This window comes from Desulfosarcina ovata subsp. ovata, from assembly GCF_009689005.1.
GTDB lineage: Bacteria > Desulfobacterota > Desulfobacteria > Desulfobacterales > Desulfosarcinaceae > Desulfosarcina > Desulfosarcina ovata.
The window spans coordinates 7,032,053-7,054,213 of record NZ_AP021879.1 but is presented as its reverse complement, the minus strand read 5'-3'; the positions used below and the strand labels follow the sequence as shown (position 1 = coordinate 7,054,213).

The 22,161-nt window shown below is 51.5% G+C and carries 14 protein-coding genes and 1 pseudogene; 5 read left to right on the top strand and 10 right to left on the bottom strand.

Going from position 1 to position 22,161, the window contains the following annotated elements; all coding sequences use genetic code 11:
• The first annotated feature begins 4 nt into the window (after nucleotides 1–4).
• The 5 genes from GN112_RS30895 (at nucleotide 5) to tesB (ending at nucleotide 8,961) form a co-directional block, all read left to right on the top strand.
• The gene (locus GN112_RS30895) at nucleotides 5–2,476 is read left to right on the top strand and encodes a hypothetical protein (protein ID WP_155313662.1); all 2,472 of its coding nucleotides are present in this window, start codon (nucleotides 5–7) and stop codon (nucleotides 2,474–2,476) included.
• Between the two features lie 143 nt (nucleotides 2,477–2,619).
• Nucleotides 2,620–3,261, top strand: coding sequence for a TetR/AcrR family transcriptional regulator (locus GN112_RS30890; RefSeq protein WP_155313661.1), 642 nt, complete (start codon nucleotides 2,620–2,622; stop codon nucleotides 3,259–3,261).
• Between the two features lie 209 nt (nucleotides 3,262–3,470).
• On the top strand, nucleotides 3,471–7,793 hold the full coding sequence (locus GN112_RS30885) for an acyl-CoA dehydratase activase (protein WP_162459192.1): 4,323 nt from the start codon (nucleotides 3,471–3,473) through the stop codon (nucleotides 7,791–7,793).
• Nucleotides 7,794–7,846: 53 nt separating this feature from the next.
• Nucleotides 7,847–7,987 (top strand): hypothetical protein, encoded by a 141-nt coding sequence (locus tag GN112_RS30880; RefSeq protein ID WP_155313659.1) that lies wholly within the window; start codon nucleotides 7,847–7,849, stop codon nucleotides 7,985–7,987.
• An 89-nt stretch (nucleotides 7,988–8,076) separates the two neighbouring features.
• Nucleotides 8,077–8,961 (top strand): acyl-CoA thioesterase II, encoded by an 885-nt coding sequence (tesB, locus tag GN112_RS30875; protein ID WP_155313658.1) that lies wholly within the window; start codon nucleotides 8,077–8,079, stop codon nucleotides 8,959–8,961.
• Between the two features lie 665 nt (nucleotides 8,962–9,626).
• Here the strand turns inward: tesB and GN112_RS30870 are convergent.
• The 10 genes and pseudogenes from GN112_RS30870 to GN112_RS30825 all read right to left on the bottom strand — a co-directional run bounded on the left by GN112_RS30870 (nucleotide 9,627) and on the right by GN112_RS30825 (nucleotide 22,013).
• A complete protein-coding gene (locus tag GN112_RS30870) occupies nucleotides 9,627–10,922 on the bottom strand; it encodes a molybdopterin molybdotransferase MoeA (RefSeq protein WP_155313657.1) in 1,296 nt (431 codons plus the stop codon).
• 51 nt (nucleotides 10,923–10,973) lie between these two features.
• The gene (locus tag GN112_RS30865) at nucleotides 10,974–11,456 is read right to left on the bottom strand and encodes a ferritin-like domain-containing protein (protein ID WP_155313656.1); all 483 of its coding nucleotides are present in this window, start codon (nucleotides 11,454–11,456) and stop codon (nucleotides 10,974–10,976) included.
• 19 nt (nucleotides 11,457–11,475) lie between these two features.
• Complete coding sequence (locus GN112_RS30860; RefSeq protein ID WP_155313655.1) at nucleotides 11,476–12,090, bottom strand: 2Fe-2S iron-sulfur cluster-binding protein; 615 nt, start codon at nucleotides 12,088–12,090, stop codon at nucleotides 11,476–11,478.
• Nucleotides 12,091–12,118: 28 nt separating this feature from the next.
• Nucleotides 12,119–13,762 carry a (2Fe-2S) ferredoxin domain-containing protein gene (locus GN112_RS30855; protein ID WP_155313654.1) on the bottom strand — a complete coding sequence of 548 codons (1,644 nt, stop codon included), beginning with the start codon at nucleotides 13,760–13,762 and terminating at the stop codon, nucleotides 12,119–12,121.
• Between the two features lie 9 nt (nucleotides 13,763–13,771).
• Nucleotides 13,772–14,197, bottom strand: coding sequence for an NADH-quinone oxidoreductase subunit NuoE family protein (locus GN112_RS34980; RefSeq protein WP_414736158.1), 426 nt, complete (start codon nucleotides 14,195–14,197; stop codon nucleotides 13,772–13,774).
• 87 nt (nucleotides 14,198–14,284) lie between these two features.
• Nucleotides 14,285–15,049, bottom strand: a pseudogene (locus GN112_RS34975) (hydrogenase iron-sulfur subunit); the annotation flags it as partial.
• A 28-nt stretch (nucleotides 15,050–15,077) separates the two neighbouring features.
• On the bottom strand, nucleotides 15,078–18,119 hold the full coding sequence (locus GN112_RS30840) for an FAD-dependent oxidoreductase (protein ID WP_155314465.1): 3,042 nt from the start codon (nucleotides 18,117–18,119) through the stop codon (nucleotides 15,078–15,080).
• 88 nt (nucleotides 18,120–18,207) lie between these two features.
• Nucleotides 18,208–19,359 (bottom strand): (Fe-S)-binding protein, encoded by a 1,152-nt coding sequence (locus GN112_RS30835; protein WP_173180030.1) that lies wholly within the window; start codon nucleotides 19,357–19,359, stop codon nucleotides 18,208–18,210.
• Nucleotides 19,360–19,382: 23 nt separating this feature from the next.
• A complete protein-coding gene (locus GN112_RS30830) occupies nucleotides 19,383–19,925 on the bottom strand; it encodes a 4Fe-4S dicluster domain-containing protein (protein WP_155313653.1) in 543 nt (180 codons plus the stop codon).
• A gap of 21 nt (nucleotides 19,926–19,946) precedes the next feature.
• Complete coding sequence (locus GN112_RS30825; RefSeq protein WP_155313652.1) at nucleotides 19,947–22,013, bottom strand: aldehyde ferredoxin oxidoreductase N-terminal domain-containing protein; 2,067 nt, start codon at nucleotides 22,011–22,013, stop codon at nucleotides 19,947–19,949.
• Nucleotides 22,014–22,161: the final 148 nt, after the last annotated feature.

Here is a 22,161-nt window from a genome sequence, read left to right as displayed (position 1 = left end):
CCGGATGCAGAAAAATCTTAAACATTTAAAGCCGCACCCGATATTACTTTCCCTGTTGATTGCAATGCCTGTCTTTGCCGTATCTCCCGGCAGCGATAACGAGGGAGATGAAACGGGAAAGCTGCCGGACAGGGTCGTGATAAAAACCCCGCTGCAGAGTTTTAACCGATTTTACTATTTCGCCTTAAAAGACGGAAGGATCTATTATAAACCAAATGCTGAAACTACGGGAAAGCAAGGCACCTGGAAGCTTTTTCTCGCTACCGGACTTCCCGGAAACAAGTCAGTTGGGGATTTTCCCGTTCCCTCCTCGGTAAAATCAATATATGCCGATGCGGATGAAATCATTGCCCTTTCAGACGCCGGCCGCTTTTACTGGCTAAGGCTGGGAAAGGGCATCAGCTGGGAAGAAAAAATATGGAACCATCTCTGGGGATGGCCCGAAAAGGAGCCCCTTTTTCTCACCGGGCCCGCCTCCTCCCCGGTGGGATGGGCCATCGGCAGAAGAAATCGGGACGTTCTGTATCATGAAGACATAGACGGTAACCCGCATCATTTCGGGACAATGGGAATTACCACCCTTTACGTGCTGAACTCAAGGGGACGCGAGATCCGCTTCACTGATTCCGGGCTTCCTGCCGACTTCAGCCATACCATCTGTCTTCCCAACAGGGGAAAGTTCGTGGCCGAGAATATCTCCGTGAGCGCTTCAACGATCTTTGTCATTGATGCGGCAGGGGATATGTATACCCGGCTGATAGACTTCGATACTTCTGGAAGCGATCCCATGTTTTTCAAGTATTCCTATAAGAGGGAAAAGAGACATGATAATGGAGAGGACTGGGGATCCAATTTCACAAAGTGGTCACTTCCTGCCGAGGGATGGCGCAAACAGCCAGGCATCGATTTAAAGGGCAGGGCCAGGCTGTCATCAATGATAACCATTCTGCAAAACGGTCACGGCAACGCGGCCAGGGAGTTGAGGATGGCCGGTATAAACGAGGATGGAAATACCGGTTATTATTATAAGAACATATTCGATGACGCCTGGAGCTTTTCCCTTGCTGAATTGACCATCCCGGACAGCTCGTTCCTGAAGGAAGGGAAAAAGATCGATTACAGCAAACTCAAAAATTCTGATTTCCACTATCGAGGGAAAATACGCCGGGCCTCGGTTTATTTGGGCAATGTTTCGGCGGAACTGCTGAATTTCAATCTTACGGAATCCCCTTCCATACTGAGGATAATAGAAAACGGCAGACCATTTGATATCACCTTTTATACGGTGGAGTCATGGACCTATTTGAAACGCATTGACCCCGGACGGGACGGTGTGCCTAAAATTTTTCTCGGGACACTGGAGTTCCCGGTGGAGACTGAAAACAATAGTCATGGATACGGCCCTGTTCTAAGGGAGCTGAAAAAACAGAATTTAAAGACATTCAGGTTCCTGGTTGAGGCAACTACTGATTATGTTTACATAAAGCCGAGGTCTGAAATATATACCGACATAGAAATGATATTTGCCGCCAAGAATCTTCCATTCCGGCACCCCATGGTGGCAAGGACTTATTCGCTTGCCGTCAACGGCTTCAATAAAATCGCGTCATCGGATGATCTCATTATAGAATCGTTAAGCGGCCTCTCTTCAAAGGATATCCCCCTGCTGAAGAAAAAGATCAAAAAAAACAGGGAAGCCATATCCGGGATGAAATCAATCATGAAGAGAATGAAACGTGCTTCCAAGGAGTTGAGTGAATCCAGTCTGAAGTACAAATTCTTCTATACACTGGTGAATGCCACGGGACTGGTCTTTCTTGATAAACCGAAGATATGGACGTCGACACGCCATTTCGGCGCTATTCTGAAAAGTTACAAGGACAGCTATAAGTACCTCTATTTTGTAAAGGAGCAGGATTATGACCAGGCCGTTGCAAAAATTGAAAGCCGTATTGATGCATACAGCCATAAAATCCATGAACTGAATGGCAAATCAAAATCAGAGATATTCTATTCCGAAAAGTTTTTCGATTACTTTGAAAAGCTTGGAATAAAAGACGAATATCTGTCATATCTCTCTTTATCCGGTGTCATCAGTGCACGGTGTGATGTAAGCCCCGTTAAAAAGGGGTATTCCTTCTTTTTTATCAGGCTCGGTAAGAACGGTATCTGCAATCGTCTTACTTTTATTGTGGAACTGCCGGAAATATCAAAAGAAATGCTGCAAAGCAGTACAGAAGGCATTGTTGAGAAAGGCAAATTTGAGGCGTTGCTTACACTTTTCAACATAGATGAAAGTCCTGAATCGCTGGATATATATAAAAAGATATTTTTGACCAATTATCCTGCCGGGGAGAGGTCCGAAAGCTTAAAGGCCCTTCTCAAGATAGAGAAAGGCGAATGGCAGCTCTATGATACCTCCGGCTTTTCGAAAAACCAGGTGTGGCTGAAGGGAAAAAGACAGCTCCCTTTGTAATTCTCTTGAATTCATCCCGTCCGACTGAATTTTGTTTTTATAGAAAATTTGTTTGAAAAATGAAAAAAAGCCGTTATTATTTTAACAGAGACGTTTAACGGAATAGTTAAAAACGGGTTTTGACCATGGGAAAGTAAAATCAGATGGAAAGTAAAACCAGAATATTAAATGCAGCCGTTCATATCTTTGCGAAAAAGGGTTTCCATGGTGCCCGCATGGAGGATATCGGAACAAAGGCCAAGATCAACAAAGCGATGGTCTATTACTATTATTCGAATAAGGAAAACCTTTTTCAAGAAGCGCTAAATATGATTGTCAGGCGAATATACTCTGAAATTATTTCGGGCATACGTGATTCCGATACACAAAAAGAGGACCCGACACAAATCCTTGTGAAGTTTGTCAGGCTCCATTTTTCAGCCTTTTCCAAAAGCAAGGAATGGTCCAAGCTGTTTATGGAGGTGCTGAATAATCACCCGGAATACCTACGAGCGGCGTTCTTGAATGCTTTTGAAACAGAAAAGATTAGCGAGCATGAACTGATTGAGCAGACCTATCAAAAAGGCGTGGCACAGGGAATTTTTCGTAATATCGATTTTAAACAAGTATTTATCAGTATCCTTGGAATGAATGTGGTCTATTTCCTGGCCCACCCTATTGCCGAATTCATTCTTGACCTGAGCATCCAAGATGAAAAAGCCTTTCTTAAAACAAGAGAAGACAGCATCGTCGATCTGTTGTTACACGGAATACTGAAAGAAAACCAATCCACCGATGGTGGATGAAGTCGAAAAACATCATCCAACGGTTTTTTGCAATTTACATAAATACGGACAGTCGGTTATGGGACAAAAAAGCAATAGACTCAAAATGGTCACGACTTTATGAGCTAACCTGTTTATATTTTTTTGCAATGAGTTAACGAATACGTTAAACGAATGAGTTGTCATCTGTCATAATCACGACATCCTGAATGAATGATGGAGGCATGAGAATGTGGAAAGGAAATAATAGGGAACAAAATTATTCTGACCATACTTCCGAGCAATTTCGTCTGGGTTTGGATATTGGGTCCACAACTGCGAAACTGGTGTTGATCGATCCGGGCGGAAACGTCAGATATTCCGATTATCGTCGCCACAAGGCAGATATCCTGGGAACCCTACAAAATATGTTGACGCACCTGAGGAAAAACCGGGGCAATATATCGATTTCGCCGATATTTACCGGTTCCGCCGGAATGGGCCTGGCTGAACGTACGGATTTGCCATTCGTGCAGGAGATGGTGGCGGTGGCGGAGGCCGCTTTGATGCAGCACCCACAATGCAAGATGGTTATCGATATCGGCGGTGAAGACAGTAAAATGATCTTTTTCAACCGGAATTGCCGTCCGGATATGCGTATGAATGGCAATTGTGCCGGAGGAACAGGCGCATTTATCGATCAGATGGCAAGCCTGATGAATGTGGCCACAACTGAGCTGGATGAATTGGCGCTAAAGGGAAAACGTTGTCATACCATCGCGTCTCGCTGTGGGGTTTTTGCTAAAACAGATATTCAAAACCTGATCAACACCGGGGTTCCCAAAACCGAAATAGCCGCTTCCGTGTTTCAGGCGGTGGCCATTCAAGCGGTGAATTCGCTTGCCAGAGGTCATGAAATCAGGTCCCCGGCGATTTTGGTGGGTGGGCCGTTGTCTTATTATTGTTCGCTGAGAAAATTTTTTTTAAGAATTCTGTCGTTAAAGGAGAAGGAGGCGATTCTGCCGGATATGTCCAAGGTATATCCGGCCTATGGGGCGGCCTTGACCCTTAACGCGAATGCCTCCAATACAAGCACTCTTGCTGAATTTGCACGCGGGCTGCAGCAAAAGGGAGGCAATCTCGCCATACCAACCCAATATGAGATGATCTTCAAAGATGAGCGAGAACGATCCCGGTGGGATCAAGAAAAAGCTCAATACGCAATACCCCAGGCCCCATTGTCAAGCGTGGACGGAAAAAATGTTTTCGTGGACATTGATGCCGGCTCCACGACCACCAAAATTGTGGTCATCGATAACAAGGACCAGATCCTGTTTCGTCATTATGATAACAACCACGGCAATCCCATCAAAAGTGTCAGAAAAGCGTTAATCGCACTCAAGCAAACACTTGACGCACAAGGAATCCAAGTAAACCCAAAGCAATGTGTTGTCACCGGCTACGGTGAAGAACTGATCCGTGCGGCATTTAACATTGATAACGGCATGGTCGAAACATTGGCCCATTTTTATGCTGCCAAGAAATTTGATCCCCATGTGTCTTTCATTCTGGATATCGGTGGGCAGGATATGAAGGCCATCTTCGTTGAAGATGGAATAATCAAGAAAATCGAAGTCAACGAAGCCTGTTCATCCGGTTGTGGTTCTTTTATAGAGACATTTGCCGATTCTCTGGGATACACTGCGGCCGAATTCGGTGAACTGGCCTGCTCCGCCAAACATCCCGTGGATTTAGGCAGCCGCTGTACGGTTTTCATGAACTCCAGTGTTAAACAGGCATTGCGCCAAGGCAACGATGTGGCTGATGTGGCAGCAGGATTGTCTTACTCGGTTATCCAGAACTGCCTGCACAAAGTATTGAGAATTTCCGATACGGATGAACTGGGCGATCGTGTTGTCGTACAGGGCGGCACATTTAAAAACCCGGCGGTCTTAAGGGCCATTGAGAAATTATTGGGAAGAAAAGTGATTCGGCCAACCATTGCCGAATACATGGGCGCCTATGGGGCGGCCATTACTGCCCGGCAGTGTTCAGGAGAAGAAGATGGCAATGCCGGGAGTAAACCGACGCTGTTTCAAAACCTGGATTCAAGCTGCAAGGCAGTAGAAAAACAACTCGTCTGCAAGGGGTGCACAAATAACTGCAGGGTGCAGATGCTGCGGTTCCCCAATGGACGCAGCTATTATACCGGGAATCGTTGCGAACGCCATTTTACCAATGGCGATAAGGTGATTAAACCCGGCGATAATCTTTTCAAAGTAAAGCATGCATTGTTGGAGCGTTTGCCCGATGCATCGGCTGACAGGGGCACATTGTCCATAGGTATTCCGATGGTTTTGAATTTTTTTGAGAACTACCCGTTTTGGGCCACCTTTTTTGCTGAAATCGGTTTCAGGGTCATCCGCTCTTCGCCCAATGACGGTCTTCGTCCAAAAAGTGCCACGACAATCATGTCCGACAATATTTGTTATCCGGCAAAGCAGGTTCATGCGCACATATTTGACCTCATAGAGAAAAAAGTGGATCGCATCTTTTTTCCGCGTGTCGTCTTCGAGACCGGCCAGTTCAAAGATGAAGCCAATCATTTCAATTGCCCCATCGTGACGGGTTATCCGGACGTCATAGACAGTGCCATCAACCCGGAGCGATATGGTGTGGCGCTTGATAGCCCTGCCATCAACTTTAACGAAACAAAACTGTTAAAAAAGGCTTGCTGGCAGTATGTTAGTGGTTTCCATGTCACTGAATTAAAATTTCAACAGGCCTTTTCCAGGGCGTTGCAGGCGATGAATGATTTTAAAAAGACGCTTCAGGAAGCAGGCCGAAAAACCATTGAAAAAGCAAGGGCCCATAAAGAATTGATGGTGGTCCTTGCCGGACGTCCCTATCATGTCGATCCGGCAATTAATCATGACATCCCCGATTTGATCAGCCGAATGGGGATTCATGTGTTGACAGAAGATGCTCTGCCACTTGACAATATTGTTCTACCCGATTCACTGGAAGTCGCCGATCAATGGGAATATTCCAACCGGCTTTACCGCGCCGCCCATTGGACCGGCAAAGAGCCCCATGCGGAATTTCTACAACTCAACTCATTCGGATGCGGGCCGGATGCCATTGTGATCGATGAAGTGAAAGCCATTCTCAAGACATATGGAAAAACGCCCACTATTTTGAAAATTGACGAAGTCACCAGCATTGGTTCGGCGAAGTTGCGCATTCGATCCTTGGTGGAATCACGCTCGGAAGCCTTAAAACCAACGGTCCCGGCCTGTCGCCACAAGTTGCCGGCGTTCAATAAAAAAGACAGGCATCGCAAGGTGTTAGTGCCAAACTTTTCTCCGTTTTATTCGATTTTTATACAATCCGCTTTTTCGCTAATGGGATATCCGCTGGAGGTTCTTCCACCGTCAGATACAAACTCGGTAAAACTGGGGCTAAAGTACGTCAATAACGACGCGTGTTATCCGGCCATAGTGACGATCGGCGATATTATCAAAGCGTTGAAAAGCGGAAACTATCGTTTAAATGAAACGGCGGTGGCACTTACCGAAACAGGTGGACAATGCCGAGCGACAAACTACGTGTCACTCTTGAAAAAGGCCCTTTTGCTGGCGGGATACGATAACATTCCGGTTGTGGCCGCATCCTTCAGCACAAAGAGTGCAAACATCCAGCCCGGCTTTTCCGTTAACAGGCCTAGAGTGATCAGCTTGATATTCTCAATCCTCCTGGTGGTCGATCAGCTCATCCGAATGTATCATGCCACGGCTGTCAGGGAGATCACAAGGGGGGATTCCCTGGCGGTGCTGAAAAAGCATTTTGACCAGGCCCGCAATCATATCGGCCGATGGACCCTTAAAGACGGTGATGATATTTTGAAAAAGGCGATTGGTGATTTCAACAGGATTAAAACGTATGCCGGCAGCTATCCCAAAGTGGGTCTGGTCGGTGAAATATATGTAAAATACAATCCGTTTAGCAATGGAAATATTGTTGAGCGATTGACGCGTGAAGGCATCCAGGTCATCGTTCCGCCACTGATTACTTTTTTTCTTCAGACGTTTGTCAATATCCCGTTTAATCAGGTCCATCACATTCAGTCATCTCTCAGTTTGGACAGATGGAGTTTGGCTTTCGTGCAAAGGCGGGTTGATGCTAAAATTCGGTACGTCAACAACCTGATGTCGTCTTTCAGGTTTGCCTTGGAACCGATTCAACCCATCGTTGAACTCTCAAAAAAAGCAGAAAAAATCGTTAGCCTTTCCAACCAGGCCGGAGAGGGGTGGTTGCTGCCCGGTGAGATCGTTACCATGGCGGAATCCGGAATCCGGAATATTATCAGCCTTCAGCCGTTTGGATGCATTGCCAACCATATTGTGGCCAAGGGTATTTCCAAAAAAGTAGCAGATCTCTTTCCGGATTTAAATTTTCTCACCTTGGACATGGATGCAGGCAACAGTGATGTTAATATACAGAACCGATTAGCCTTTTTTATCCATGCCACAAAGGATGGTGCCGCCGATTCTCTTGCTGTAGTGAATGGTTAAGGCTGGCGGAAAGGTGGCAAAAAAATATTGGCTGTCAAGGAAACAACGATCGGATGGCAAAAAGCTGCCTGATGGATGAAACAGAGCTCTCATTATATTTGAAAATTTCCGTTGCATTTTTCGCTGCCGGCATGCATGTCCTCCTTGGTTTTGGTTTTAAAAGGGTTGAAGGATATTGGCCATGGGGACTATAAGAGCATCAGCCTCATCAGTCATCCTCATGAGCGCGAAGGTTGTCAACGCCATTTTGAAAACGCTTACTTGTTATGAAAAGAGATCGGTTATGTCTGTTTGTGTTGAGAAAAACGTTCTTGAAGAACTGTTGCAATTGTTGAAACTGGAGAAAATCGAAGAAAATATTTTCCGGGGGCAGAGCCAGGACCTGGGCTATAGAGCCGTGTTTGGTGGCCAGATTTTGGGTCAAGCGCTGTCGGCCGCTTCCCAGACCGTTCCCGCCGACCGTCATACCCATAGCCTGCATGCCTATTTTATGCGTCCCGGGGATGCAACCAAGCCAATCGTCTATACGGTGGACTGTATTCGGGACGGTAAAAGCTTCACCACTCGCCGGGTGGTGGCCGTTCAGAAAGGCCATGCCATTTTTTTCATGTCCGCATCGTATCAGATCGTTGAACCCGGGTTCGGCCACCAGAAAAAAATGCCCGATGTGCAGGGGCCGACGGGGCTGGAACCGGATATCGAGATGGCCCGGCGGCTGGGCGACCATTTGCCCCCGGGCATCCGTGAGAAAGTTCTCTGTGACAAACCCATTGAGCTCCGGCCCATTGATCCGATCGACCCATCGCGTCCGGAAAAAAAGGCGCCAAGTTGCGCGTTCTGGTTCCGGGCCATCGGTCCCATGCCCGACGATCCGGCCGTGCACCAGTACATGCTGGCCTACGCCTCGGATTTCGGCATGGTCCCCACCTCCCTGCGTCCCCATGGCCACACCGTCTGGAATCCCGAGATTCAGACGGCCAGCCTGGATCACGCCATGTGGTTTCACCGGGATTTCCGTATGGACAACTGGATGCTTTTCGAAATGAACAGCCCCAGTGCGTCTGGGGCCAGGGGCCTGACCGTTGGCCGTTTTTTTACCAGGGAGGGTGTTCTGGTGGCCTCCGTGGCCCAGGAGGGGCTGATTCGCTACCACAAGGACGATGCTTAAGTGGACCAATCCCATCAATTTGCAGTCGCTATTTGACTTTCAACGAAAGTCCAATCATTCATCGAGAATTGCTGTTTTTCAAAGGTTCAGCTTGCGAAGAAGAACAAAAATATGTATAGTGGTTGTTATTCAAGATTTACTTTCACTGCTTACTTCTATATTTTAAAAAAAAGGAGGTTTTACATGGCTATGCCTGCTAATGAGAAAAACAGTGAATGGGTTACAAAGGATTTAGATTACTGCAATGAGAAAGGAGATAAATTCTTTAATCTATATCTGAGGGATGGAACGAACTTCGTTTCCTGTAGCGAATCAGTGGTGGATCGATTAAGCAGATCCATCAGGTATTTTAAAATAGAAAGTAAAGGTCAGCTCTTGAATTCAAAGCGATCATTAGTCAGTATATTCAGAAACGCAGGTAACTTCAAATTGTAGCGGGCGTTTCGCACTATAGTGTTTACCAACTGACAAAAGGGTCAAGTCTGCACTTGACCCTTTAGCTTCTTTTAGAGCCTGTTTGAGAAGTCTGGATCAGGCTCGATAACAAGGCGGAAAATGGCTCAAAAGCGGAGCACATATGTAATATGTGAGCATTTTGAGACACTTTCCAACACCGTTAGCGGGCCTTAGACGGATTTACCAAACGGGCTCTATACCGCCAGCGACTATTCGATCCGCTGCACGGATATCACCGAACCGGCCAAAAGCGTTTCCTCTCCTTCGGGAACGCGGGCCACGGCTGTCGTTTCGGCAATGCCAGCCAGGCGGATGCGTTTTTTCATGGGATGAAAGAGCGGCAAATCGTCTCCCGCTTCAAGTTTCCCGTAATAAAAATCCGACCAGTCTTTTTTGCCGTCCTTGATATCCTGGGCCAGCCGGGCAGTGATGGTGGGCAGCCCCGGGTCGGCATGGCCGCAAAGGGCCTGAAGTCCCGGCAGGGCAATCTGGAGAAAGCCCATCAGGTTGGATGGCGGCCCGCCGGCAAGGACGAATACGGGTTTGTTGCCCAGCATGCCGAAACCCACGGCTTTTCCGGGGCCCATGCGGATCCGGTGAAACAGTTTTCTCCAGCCCAGCTCATCAAAGGCCTGGGCAACGAAATCACGGTCGCTCATCCATGCGCCGCCGGAAGTAATCAGGGCGTCGGTTTCTTCCGAAAGCGCTTTCAGGGTATCGTACAGGGCGTCGTAATCGTCTTTGACCGTAGTCATGCGCGAGGGCATTGCGTATTTTTTGCACCACCCCGCAAGGGTGACAATATTGCTGGCATACAACTGACCGTCTTTCAGAGGGGTACCTGGCTTGACGATTTCATCGCCGGTTCCCACAATGCCCACCGTGGGTGTTTTCCTCACCGGAACCGTGCTGTATCCGCCCGCGGCCAGCAGGCCGGCGACGAGCGGGCTGATCAGTTGCCCTGCCCCCACAATGCGGTGTTCCATGGAGATATCGCTGCCGCGAAGCAGCACGTTCTTGCCGGGCCGGATCGGTGAGCCGAAAAGGATGGTGTTTCCCTTCCGGACAACGTATTCCTCGGCCACCACCGCATCGACGCCGGCGGGAATCCGGGCACCGGTCAAAACCCGGACGGTGGTTCCGGGGCAAAGCGGAATGTCGCTTTTGTCACCGGCGGCCAGGGTACCCGAAACCGGCAGCTGGACGGGATCGCTTTCCGTGGCCCCGGCAATGTCCCCGGAAGCCACAGCAAAGCCATCCTTGCGGGAAGAGTCCATGCCCGGTGAATTTACCAGCGAGAAAAGATCGGCCGCTGCCATCCGTCCCACGCTTTCCACCAGGGAGACCTCTTCGGCGGGAAGGGGACGGATGGTCTCAAGGACCAGCCGCAACGCCTCTTTCAGGCCCCAGGAGAGCGGTTCCGGTCCGTCGGGCGCCCATGTGGTGCTTCGTCCGGAGACGCCGCCGCCCGCCAGTCCATTTTTCAGTACCAGCGATGTTTCCATGGACCGGAATCCGTTATAAACGTTTTGGGGATGTTCTCGGCGGCATATCATCTATCCGGCCACTTGTTTTTTCATATCCGCCAGTTTCCGGATATGTCCCTTTTCCTCATCAATCATTTTCTCAACAATGGTCCGGTCGGATGAATTTAAAAAGGGAAGGAACTCGCGAAAATATAAAATGGCATCTTTTTCAAAACCGATGGCCATATCAAACACATTGCCTTCGCCAAGGGCCTTTTGGACGAACGCCTCGGAGTCGATGTCCGCATAGAGTCGGTCGTCAATGACCGAATCCATATAGGCTTCCATATCTTCGACATACTCTTCCGGGTGCCCCCCTTCTTCGGGAAAATGATCACGAATGTTTTCAAATTCATGGACGTGATGGTCTTCTTCCTCTTTGAGGAAGGTAAAAAGCGCCTTGAGTTTTTCGTCCGTGGTCAGTTCGGCCACGGACTGATAAAACGCCCTGCGCATCTTTTCTTTTTCAACCGCAGCTGCGGCGATCTCTCGGGCGGAAAATAGTGCCGCCATGGGTCACCTCCTATGGTGTTTAAGCCTGCGCAACCTCATCCAGCGAAAGCGACGGAAACGCGATGGCATGGGTCAGATGGTAAGCAGCCTGCAAATATGATGTCGGACACAGCGGAAAACACTCCTTGCAGTCCCAGCAATATTGGGCGGCCAGTTCGGGAATGAAATTAATCTCCCGTTTGGCACCCTGATCAACGAACCCGATGACGTTTCTCTTTTTGACCTCGGCACAGTATCTCACGCACAAACCGCACAGGATACAGAACGAAGATTCCTTTCCGAAGCGGTCTTTGTCCGCCCCGTATTCGGCGGCTAACTCATTCATGCGTACGGAATCCGGGGCATGCGCAAGCAAGAATTCCAGGACCAGTTTGCGAACCTTATCCACCATTTCCGTGCGTGTGCGGACAATCAGGTCCGGCTCCACCGGGTAAAGACAACTGGCCACCAGTTTTTTCCGGCCGCGGCTTTCCACCTCCACCGTGCACAGTCGGCATCCGCCGTACGGTTCCAGCATTTCGTTGTGACAAAGCGTGGGAATGAAAATATCCGCGCTGCGGGCAGCTTCCAAAACGGTGGTGCCCTCTTTTGCCGCGATGCTTTTGCCGTCGATTTCCAATGTAATGTCACCCATCGATCAACCCTCTTTATAGTCCGTTTGGCTAGTGAATGTTCGTTTCGTATTCCTCCCTGAAATATTTCAGGGTCCCCCGGAGCGGATCGGTGGCGGTTTTTCCCAACGAACACAAAGATGCCGCACTCATCACGTCGGCAATCTCCTCCATAGTCTCGATATCGCCTTTTTTTCCTTCTCCCTTGCAGATGTCGGTCAGAATCTTGAGCAGTTGCTGAATTCCCTCGCGGCAGGGGACGCATTTGCCGCAGGATTCATTGGTGAGAAAGGTAAGGAAAAATCTGGCCATCTCGACCATGTCCGTATCTTCGTCCATCACCATGAGCGCACCGGCACCCATGGGGGCGCCTACCTTTTTTAGCGCGTCAAAATCCAGCGGCGTGTCGATGAGACTTTCGGGAATGGAGCCACCCATGGCACCGCCGAAGTGAAGTGCCTTGAGCTTTTTTCCTCCGGGAATGCCGCCGCCGATATCGAAGATGATCTGCCGCAGCGTGGTGCCGAAAGGCACTTCCACCACACCGGAGTTGACGATGTTGCCGGAAAGCGAAATCATTTTGGTTCCCTTGCTGCTCTCCGTTCCGATCCCGGTATACCACTCGGCCCCTTTTTCGATGATCTGCGGCACGTTGGCCCAGGTTTCCACGTTGTTCAGATTGCTGGGTTTGTCCCAGATGCCGCTGACCGATGTCCGGATGTACTTGGGCCGCGGTTCCGGATTCTTTCCTTCAATGGAACGCATCAGGGCGCTGGATTCACCGGAAACGAAAATACCCACATCAAAATGAACTTCCACATCGAAATCAAAGCCGGAACCGAGAATATTTTCTCCCAACAGGCCATTTTCCCGGGCCTGTTTCAGGGCACGGTCGATATTCTGCTTCAACAGCTTTGAGTCATGGCGGGTGTAGATAAATCCCTGATGGGCACCGATGGCGTATGCACCGATAATCAGCCCCTCCAGCACCAGATGCGGGTTTCCCGTGAAAACGGCCCGGTCCATGAATGCACCCGGCTCTCCTTCGTGGCCGTTGACAATCACGTATTTTTCCTTCTCCGGCGCATTTCTGGTCGTCTCCCACTTCAAGCCGGCGGGAAATCCACCGCCGCCGCGTCCGCGGAGGTTGGCCTTTTTGACTTCGTCCAGCACCTGTTCGGGTTTCATTCCAAAAAGCGCTTTGGCAAGCGCCGCATATCCGCCGATCCCGATATAGTCGTCGATACTGGAAGGATTGATCCGGGTATTGTTGCCGATCAGGTTCCGGGATTGGTATTTGTAAAACGGAATCTCGCTTAAATGCACGGCTTTCTCACCGCTTGCCGGATCCGAATAAACCAGGCGATCGACCACCTTTTTGCCTTGGACGGTTTCCTTGACGATTTCCGCAACGTCCTCGGGTTTTACATGGACATAGTAGATCTCTTCCGGATAGATGACCACATTGGGCCCCAGCTCACAAAGACCGTGGCATCCGGTGGCCCTGAGGTCGACTTTTCCCGCCAGCCCTTGGCTTTCCAGTTCTTTTTCAAACGCTGCGATCACTCGGCCGTTGCTTAAGCCCGCGCAACCCGCACCGGAACATACGGCAATGGCCGGCCTGTCAGCGTCTTTCCCGGCCCGTATATCTTCTCTTCTTGCATCCAACTCAGCTGCTGAATTTATCCTTTGCATGGTCATTCCTTATGCGTAATTTTTCAGCACTTCTTCCACTCTGTCGGAAGAAAGCCTGCCATGGTGTTCTCCATCCACGATCATCTCCGGCCCCAAGGTACAGGAGCCCAGGCAACAGCCGGTCTCCAGACTGAATCTGGCGTCCGCGTCTACTTCTCCGGCCTTGACACCCACCAACTCCTGAACCGAATTCAGCAGCTCGTCCGCGCCCCGCAGATGACAGGAGGTGCCACTGCATACATGGATCCGATGGCGGCCCTTGGGCGTCAGGCTGAAGGTTTTGTAGAAAGAGGCAACCTGCATCACCCGGCTTAAGGGAACGTTCAGCCTGTCGCTGATGGCGTTCAGGATCTCCTTGGGCAGCCAATGATTTTCGCTCTGGATTTCCATCAGCACGTGAATCAGCGCGCCGGGCTTGCCTTCGTATTTGGCGATGATCGCCTCTATTTTCTCATTGTCCAGCGCTGCGGCCCGGACCGTATCGGTCTGCGCCCCGGTGCGCTGGTCATCGTTCTCATAATATGCGGCGGCAACCAGGTTTTTGCTTTCATCGAACCGGCACAATCCCTGCCGCGCCGAAATGTTCGCATGCCGGGCGATCTCGGACGGCGTCAACCCCAACAACTCGGCAAGCTCTCCGGTGGTGCGCGGCTTTTCCCGCAAAAGCGCGATCATCTGGCTGATTTCCAGCTTGTCGGTGATCAGTTTTTTGAAAAGTGTGTCGAATTCTTCGCTGGCATAAAACTTGGCGTATGCTTCTTCCGTTCTCTGATTGCTGTGCAACCGCTCTCTTTCCGCCAATTTAATGTAGGGGATCATCTTCATTGCCGCATCGAGTCTTCGCTTCAGCACATCTTCAGCCACGCCTTCACTTTTTCCCATGGGCCCCATTTTTTTCAGTTTTGCGGAAAAATCGTTCATTACCTCCGCAAACCGGATGCCCTCGCCGGCCGATACCCATTCCAGGCGTAACCGTTCGGGATCCAGGCCGATTTGTTCCAACAGTTTTTTAACGATACCGACCATGCCGAACGCGTCGTAGTTGCCTTCCGTATTATAATGGCAGTCGTTGATGTGGCAGCCTCCGACAAACACCCCGTCGACGCCGTTGGCAAAGGCCCGCAACACAAATGCCGGATCGACCCTGCCGGAGCACATCACCCGGATCACCCGGATGTAGGGGGGGTATTGAAATCGGGAAACACCGCAAAGGTCCGCGCCGCCATAGCAACACCAATTGCACAGAAATCCCACGACCCTCGGTTTGAACTCACGCTCTCCGTCCATTACCTTTTTCCTCCTTAGCCGTTTTTTTCTATGCCGCTGCGCAGGCTTTCAGATCCGGAATTTCCGCGTCGAGCTGGCGGACAATTTCCTTGTCGGTATAGTGCTTCAACTGAATGGCCCCGGTCGGGCATTTGGCGTTGCACAGCCCGTCTCCCTTACACAGAACGGGATTGACCCTGGCCGGACGATAGCCTTTCGCGTTTTCGTAAAAATCGATGGCCCCGTAGGAGCACACTGAGATGCAGGCGCCACAGGAAACACACCGGGTTTCATCCACCTGACAGACCGATCCGGATGCGATCAACGCATCCTGGGACAACAGGCCGGCGGCACGCCCTGCGGCACCGTATGCCTGGCTGATGGTTTCGCCGATGTGTTTCGGATAATGCGCCATGCCGCACAGGAAAATCCCTTCGGCCGCAAAATCAACGGGCCGCAATTTGACATGGGCTTCCGTGAAGAACCCGTCCGGTCCCAGGGTCACCTTGAACTGGCGCGATACTTCGTCGCTGGTGGCCGCCGGGACCGTTGCCGCCGACAGGACCAGAAAATCGGCATCCAGTTCGAGTTTCTGACCCAGGACGTAATCGGTAGCCGTCACCCGAATAACAGGCGTTCCTTCTGCTTCGGCCGCCTCCACGGTCGGGGCGTCTTCCGGCTCAAAGCGGATGAACTTGACTTCGTTTTCCGATGCTTTCCGGTAGTAGTCTTCGGCAAACCGGTAGGTTCGCATATCCCGGAAAAGAACATAGATGTTCATGTCCGGATTTTTCTCTTTCAGCGTCAGCGCATTTTTGACCGCATGGCTGCAGCAGATCCGGCTGCAGTAATTCCGATCTTCGTTTCGGCATCCCACGCACTGGATCATGACGATGTTTTGCGCCTCGGTGACGGCCGCATCACCTCCGGCGATGCGCTCTTCCAGCTCCAGCTGGGTCATGACCCGCTCGTCTTCACCGTAAAGGTATTCGTTGGGACGGTGTTCTTCCGCGCCGATGGCGATAATCGAAGCACCGTGCTGGATGTCCGTCAATCCCCGTTTGGAGCGCACCTTGGTGTGGAAATTGCCCACATACCCTTCGGTTTCGACAATCGACGCCTCCGTGTACACATGCACTTGCGGATGCTGAAAAACCTTCTGCGTCAGATCCTTCAGATAGGCCTGCACGTCCATGCCTTCCAGCGTGGAATGAAGCCTTCTGGCCATGCCGCCGAGCTGTTTTTCCCGTTCGATCAGGTACACATCGTGATGCTGATTGGCCAGGGAGAGGGCCGCGGTCATGCCGGCAACCCCACCGCCGACAACCATCGCGTTCTTGTCCACGGGCAGTTCGAATTCCTGAAGCGGTTCCAGGCAACAGACACGCGCCACCGACATACGAATCAGGTCCTTGGCCTTTTGCGTGGCGGATTCCGGTTCCTTGGAATGCACCCAGGAACAGTGCTCGCGGATATTGGCAAATTCGAAGTAGTACTGGTTGATGCCGGCCTCACGCAGCGTATCCCGGAAAAGCGGTTCGTGGGTTCGCGGTGTGCAGGCGGCGACCACCACGCGGTTCAACCCCTTTTCCCGGATGGAATCGGCCAGCCGCTTGGCGGCCTCGGTGGAGCAGATAAACAGACTGTCCTCGGCGTGCACGACGTTGGGAAGGGTCAGCGCATAGTCCACCGCGGACGGGATGTTCACCACCCGCCCGATGTTGGCGCCGCAATGGCAGACGTAGACCCCCACCCGGGGTTCCTCGGCGGTAACGTCCCGCTCGTTGGGATAGACCCGGCTGCGGGCCAGCTCACCGCGCTGATAATCCAGCATTTCCCCGCACAGGGAGCCCGCCCCGCTGGCGCTGAGCACCGATTCCGGAATATCCATGGGACCGGCGAATGCGCCGCTGATAAAAACCCCCTTGCGGGAGCTTTGCATGGGATTGGTGGGGTTGATCTGGCAGAATCCATGCTCGTTGAGCTGGACACCGAACTTGTCCGCAAGATCCTTCATGCCCGCCGGCGGGGTCAGCCCCACGGACAGCACCACCATATCAAATTCCTCTTCCTTGACGCCCTCATTGGGCGTGGAATACCGCACGGTAATGTTTCCCGTTTGCGGATCCTCCTTGACGATGGAGGCATAGCTGCGAACGAATCGAACGTCGGGCAGGCTGGCGGTGCGCTGGTAAAAGCGTTCGAAATCCTTTCCGAACGATCGGATGTCATTGTGAAAAATGGTGCATTTGGCATCCATGTCGTGGTCTTTGGCCAGAATCACCTGCTTCTGGGTATACGTGCAGCAGACTCCCGAGCAGTAGCTGTTTTCCCCCGGCGTGATCCTTCTGGAGCCCACGCACTGGATCCAGGCGATGTTGTGGGGGTGTTTCTTGTCGGTGGCGCGCAGAATCTCTCCTTCATAGGGGCCCGTGGCGCACAGCAGCCGTTCGAAGTCCAAGGATGTGACGACATTGGCAAACTCGCCGTAGCGGTATTCTTTCTGCACCGTCGGATCAAAGGCTTCGATGCCCGGTGCGAGAATCACCGCGCCGACCTTGACGGTCATCTTTTCCGGCTTTTGCATGAAATCGATGGCATCGGCGGTACAGACCCGCTCGCAGAGCCGGCATTTCCCCTCTTTCAGGTACAGACAGCTGTCATCGATATAGGTAACCAGGGGAACGGCCTGGGCGAAGTAAATGTGGATGGCCTTGTTGTCCGAAATATTCTGGTTGAACGGGTCGGGATAGTTGATGGGGCAATACTCCACACAGGCGGTGCATCCCGTGCATTTTTCCTCATCGATATACCGTGGTTTTTTTATCAGCGTAACGGCAAAATTTCCCGCCTCCCCCTCGACTGCAGCGATCTCCGTATAGGTCAGAATTTCAATATTTGGATGCCGGTTGCACTCGATGAATTTCGGCGACTCGATGCACATGGAGCAGTCATTGGTGGGAAACGTCTTGTCCAGCTGAGACATGTGCCCGCCGATGGTCGGGGATTTGTCGACCATGTATACCTTGAAGCCTGCCGAGGCGAGATCCAGCGACGCCTGAATGCCGCTGATGCCACCGCCGACGACCATGACGTCTGCGAAATCGCCGTCTGCGAGACGTTCCTGTAAAATTTCGTTCCGTTCAGTGTCCACTTTATATCACCTCACCTGTTTAAGGTTAGATAACGGCCTGTATGATTTCGGTAATGTCTTTGATGACGATCTTGTCCTCGATTTCCATGGTGATCCGGCTGTCTTCGAACATGGTGATGCAGTACGGACAGCAGGTAACCAGTTCTTCGGCTCCGACGTCCAGGGCCTGCTGCAGCCTGAGGGCGCCGAACCGCTGATCCTTGTCCGTTTCCATCCACACCCTTCCGCCACCGCCGCCACAGCAAAGACTTTCCCGTCGGGATTCGTAAAGTTCGAGCAGTCCGATACCCGGCACGCTTTTCAGAACCTCGCGGGGCTCGTCGAAAATGTTGTTATGCCGGCCCAGATAGCAGGGATCATGGTAAGTGATGGTTTTTTTGTATTCCTTATTGATCTCGAGCCTGCCCGTTTGGATCAGTTCGAACAGGTACTGGGAGATATGGACGATCTCGAAATGGACCATGAAATCCGGATATTCGTTTTTGAAGGTATGGTAGCAATGCGGCGAGGAAACAAGAATTTTCCTGACGCCCTGATCGATGAAGGTTTTGATGTTTTCCTTGGCCAGTTTGACGAAAAGTTCCTCGGCTCCGGTTTTGCGGATGCTTTCCCCGCAACAGCTTTCTTTTTCTCCCAGTATCCCGAAACTCACCCCGGCTTTGTTTAAAATTTCGGCAGTGGCCCGGGCGACCTTTTTCATCCGCGGATCAAAGCTGGGATAACAGCCTGGAAAATATAAAATTTCCATATCCGCGGCAAATGGCTTGACGGCCATTCCGTCCGCCCAGGCTCCCCTTTTCCCCCGCTCCCCGCTCAGAGAGTTGCCTTCGCTGATCAGGCTTCCCCGGATGGTGCGCAGAGGTTTTGCCGTTTTGGGATAGACATCGTACAGGTTTGCCATCCGTCGCAGGGCCACGCCGGATTCGATCTGTTGCACCCCCCTGGGACACCGTTCGGGACATCGTCCACAGGTGGTGCAAAGCCACAGGTCTTCGCCGTCTATTTCGGTCAACCCGAATGTGGCCTCCCGGACCAGTTTGCGCATGGAAAAGTCTCTGAACCGGTTCCAGGGACAGACGCTGTCGCATAGGCCGCACTGAAAGCACATCTTGAAGGCTTCGCCGCCGTTTTCCTTTATCTCTTCAATGACTTCTTTGAAAGGGGCTACAGTTTCCAAAGGATTTCTCCCTGTTTAGGCATTCACGCTTTTTGAGACATTCTGGCAACGGCGTCTTTGATTTCATCCATCCCATACCGGTTAGCCAGGGCCTCGAGTCCGATCTTCATCTCGTCCAGTTTTAGGTCCTCTTCCTCGACTTCCACTTCCCGTTCCTCGTAAGTGAGTACGTCACGCATGCACCATTCCACGCAAGCTGGTGTTTCCAGCTCCGGATCGCTCTGGCACATGTCGCATCCAAGCGGCAGGCCGGAATCCGGTTCGACGAAGCGTCCCCGGGAAGGGCATACGGCCCTGCAGAAGGCGCACTCTCCGTATGATTTGTTGTCGATCTCGTAGTTGAGCCGTCCGCTGCACTCGGCGGGCGTGTATTCTCCGGCAAATACCGGTAGCCAGATGTCTTTCAGGGGATCGCGAATGATCTGAATACGGGCCCTGGCCGGGTTAATTGTGCCATATTTGGGAGTGGAATGCGCCGCCGAGCACATGATTTCGCACAACCGGCAGCCGTTGCACAGATCCGCCTTGATGTTGATTCTTCTGATCGTTTTCTTTATCTTGGCCATTTTAAGCTCCTTAGCGATTATCTAGTATCCCCATTGCTCCTTACGCCGGCTTTCCCACGTTTCCTTATCCTCATCCGTCGTTTCGACCTTTTTCAAAATTCCCAGGTCCTCAAGCTCATCGGCGACGTATCCCAGATCCAGCTCCTCGAGGCGTATGCGCGTCGGAACCCCGTCATCGTTCCATCCCTTGAAATTGTAATAGGTCGTCAGGAGTTTTTCCTCGAGTTCGGGGAAGCGGTGGCGCCAGTGATCCGCGGGTGGCGCGTCGTCGGCCCGGGTCATGCCTCGTCTCATTTGGAAGGCCCGGTGCAGATTCCGGCTTCTGTGAATAATCTTCCTGAGCCCGTATTGATCCACATCGATTCCGGCTGCCGTTGAAACGAATTTATAGTAATTGTGCACATGATAGGCCGGCTTGAGGCAAAATCCGCCCATCCCGCAACAAATCCCCAGGGAGTCGTCATAGTTGTGGATTTCCTCCATCCAGTCCACGATGTCGGAAGCAATCTCCGGAGTCGGGTATTCGGGATTCATGAACGGTCCGCCCTCACGGCTCTTGGGCTCCCAATCCAGAAAATACTTGATAAACCGTTCATGGGGAAGGTGGATCCAGTCCTTGACAAATTCCTCACGGTCCTTAGGATCGCGAAAAGCATCCTGGGTCCAGTTACCCTCGATCTGGGGAACACTCTGTTTCTCATTGGTAGCAAACATGAGAAAGTACATGGGATCGAGCATGCCCAGCTTGACATTCATCTGCTCTTCCCCTTTGGTAATGTTGTGCGCGTAGTGCTCCGGATTAACGCCGATCTTTTCGGCCGCCGCCTTGGTTCCCAGAGCAAGAATCTTGCCGATTCCCTGTCCTTTGCCGATCCGGTCCAGAATCCACAGGAAAACCTCCTGTTTTTCCTCCGGAGGCGGGCAGGCAGGGTACTCATCGGTTGCGGCAAAATCTTCTTCCTTCAGGACGCCGTCGCGTCTCATTTCCACGGCCATCGCCAGAACCTGCGGAGTGGAAAAGGAATCCACGCCATATCGGAAGGACTTCGAAAGAATTTTCCAGCTGAAGTTCTGGTCTTCGGTCTCGGAACCGAACAGATAGGAAAGCTTGGAGTAGCACTTGGCCATGTAAGGCGGATCCTCTTCATGCCAGATCAGGGCCCCACATTGCTGCGGGCAGGCATAACAGCTGATGAAACGCTGGATCGCGCCGTATTGAATTTTTGTCCAGGCCTCCTCGAGTTCATCGTTCCAGAAGTCTTTTTTGCGGTAACGGGCATTTCCCCATGAAAACCCGCCCGTATGCCAGCTTTCATCCACGATCTCCATGGCCTGCGGCGATCCCACGCCGGTGTGAATATCCATGATATTCTTGCTGGACAGACGGTTGTGATTGCGTTCGTCTACAAACGCACGCATATCCTTCAAGGCTTCCAAAAAGGCCGGGCCATCGGCCAGGTTGACGTCTTTGGTCCCTCTGACCGCAACGGCCTTGATTTTCTTGTCCCCCCACACGGATGCCGCCCCCATGCGACTGGCGCTGCCGCGGCCCATCTCGACGGTGGCGATATATGACTTCAACTCCCCGGCCGTTCCGATCGCCGCGACCTGGGCATTGGGTTCGTTCAGTTCTTCCCGAATGAGATCCTGGACTTCGATGGCACCCGTCCCCAGCAGATGTTCCGCGTCTCGGATCTCCACCTTGTCATTGTGTACCCACAGATAGACCCACTTGGGTGATTTGTTGGTAAAAATGATCTTATCATAGCCCGCGTATTTCAGTTCCGGAGCAAAGAATCCCCCCCCCATGGGATACGCCAACAGGTTCGTTTTCGGAGAAAGGGTGCAAATAAGGGTGCGGTTGGAACTGAATGCCGGCGTGCCGGCCATCAGCCCGCTACTGATGATAAGGGGGTTTTCCGGATCAAACGCGTGCGTGTCCGGGGTGGTCCGGTCCCACATGATTTTCAAACAGGTGCCCAGGCCACCGAGAAGGGTTTCCGCCAGCTTCGGATCCGTTTGGACCCGTTCAATGTTTCCCGTGGCCAAATCGACTTCTAAGTTATACCCCGTTTCTGCGTATCGCATACCTAACCCTCCGTTATGTTAACATCCTCACTAGTTGTAATTACGGATTTGTTTGCCGCTGTAACGCCACCGAGTGAGAGCGTTGATAAGCGTCAAGTTCTGCATAGAGATTTGTTGTGTTCTATATAGATCATCGTTATATCAGATT

Excerpts from the sequence above, each read along its gene's own strand:
- GN112_RS30880 (WP_155313659.1), top strand. The coding sequence starts at position 7,847 with ATGGCAAAAAGCTGCCTGATGGATGAAACAGAGCTCTCATTATATTTG.
- GN112_RS30860 (WP_155313655.1), bottom strand. The coding sequence starts at position 12,090 with ATGGGTGACATTACATTGGAAATCGACGGCAAAAGCATCGCGGCAAAA.
- GN112_RS30895 (WP_155313662.1), top strand. The coding sequence starts at position 5 with ATGCAGAAAAATCTTAAACATTTAAAGCCGCACCCGATATTACTTTCC.
- GN112_RS30870 (WP_155313657.1), bottom strand. The coding sequence starts at position 10,922 with ATGGAAACATCGCTGGTACTGAAAAATGGACTGGCGGGCGGCGGCGTC.
- GN112_RS30825 (WP_155313652.1), bottom strand. The coding sequence starts at position 22,013 with ATGCGATACGCAGAAACGGGGTATAACTTAGAAGTCGATTTGGCCACG.
- GN112_RS30865 (WP_155313656.1), bottom strand. The coding sequence starts at position 11,456 with ATGGCGGCACTATTTTCCGCCCGAGAGATCGCCGCAGCTGCGGTTGAA.
- GN112_RS30885 (WP_162459192.1), top strand. The coding sequence starts at position 3,471 with ATGTGGAAAGGAAATAATAGGGAACAAAATTATTCTGACCATACTTCC.
- GN112_RS30890 (WP_155313661.1), top strand. The coding sequence starts at position 2,620 with ATGGAAAGTAAAACCAGAATATTAAATGCAGCCGTTCATATCTTTGCG.
- tesB (WP_155313658.1), top strand. The coding sequence starts at position 8,077 with ATGTCTGTTTGTGTTGAGAAAAACGTTCTTGAAGAACTGTTGCAATTG.
- GN112_RS30855 (WP_155313654.1), bottom strand. The coding sequence starts at position 13,762 with ATGCAAAGGATAAATTCAGCAGCTGAGTTGGATGCAAGAAGAGAAGAT.
- GN112_RS30830 (WP_155313653.1), bottom strand. The coding sequence starts at position 19,925 with ATGGCCAAGATAAAGAAAACGATCAGAAGAATCAACATCAAGGCGGAT.
- GN112_RS30840 (WP_155314465.1), bottom strand. The coding sequence starts at position 18,119 with ATGGTCGTCGGCGGTGGCATCAGCGGCATTCAGGCGTCGCTGGATCTC.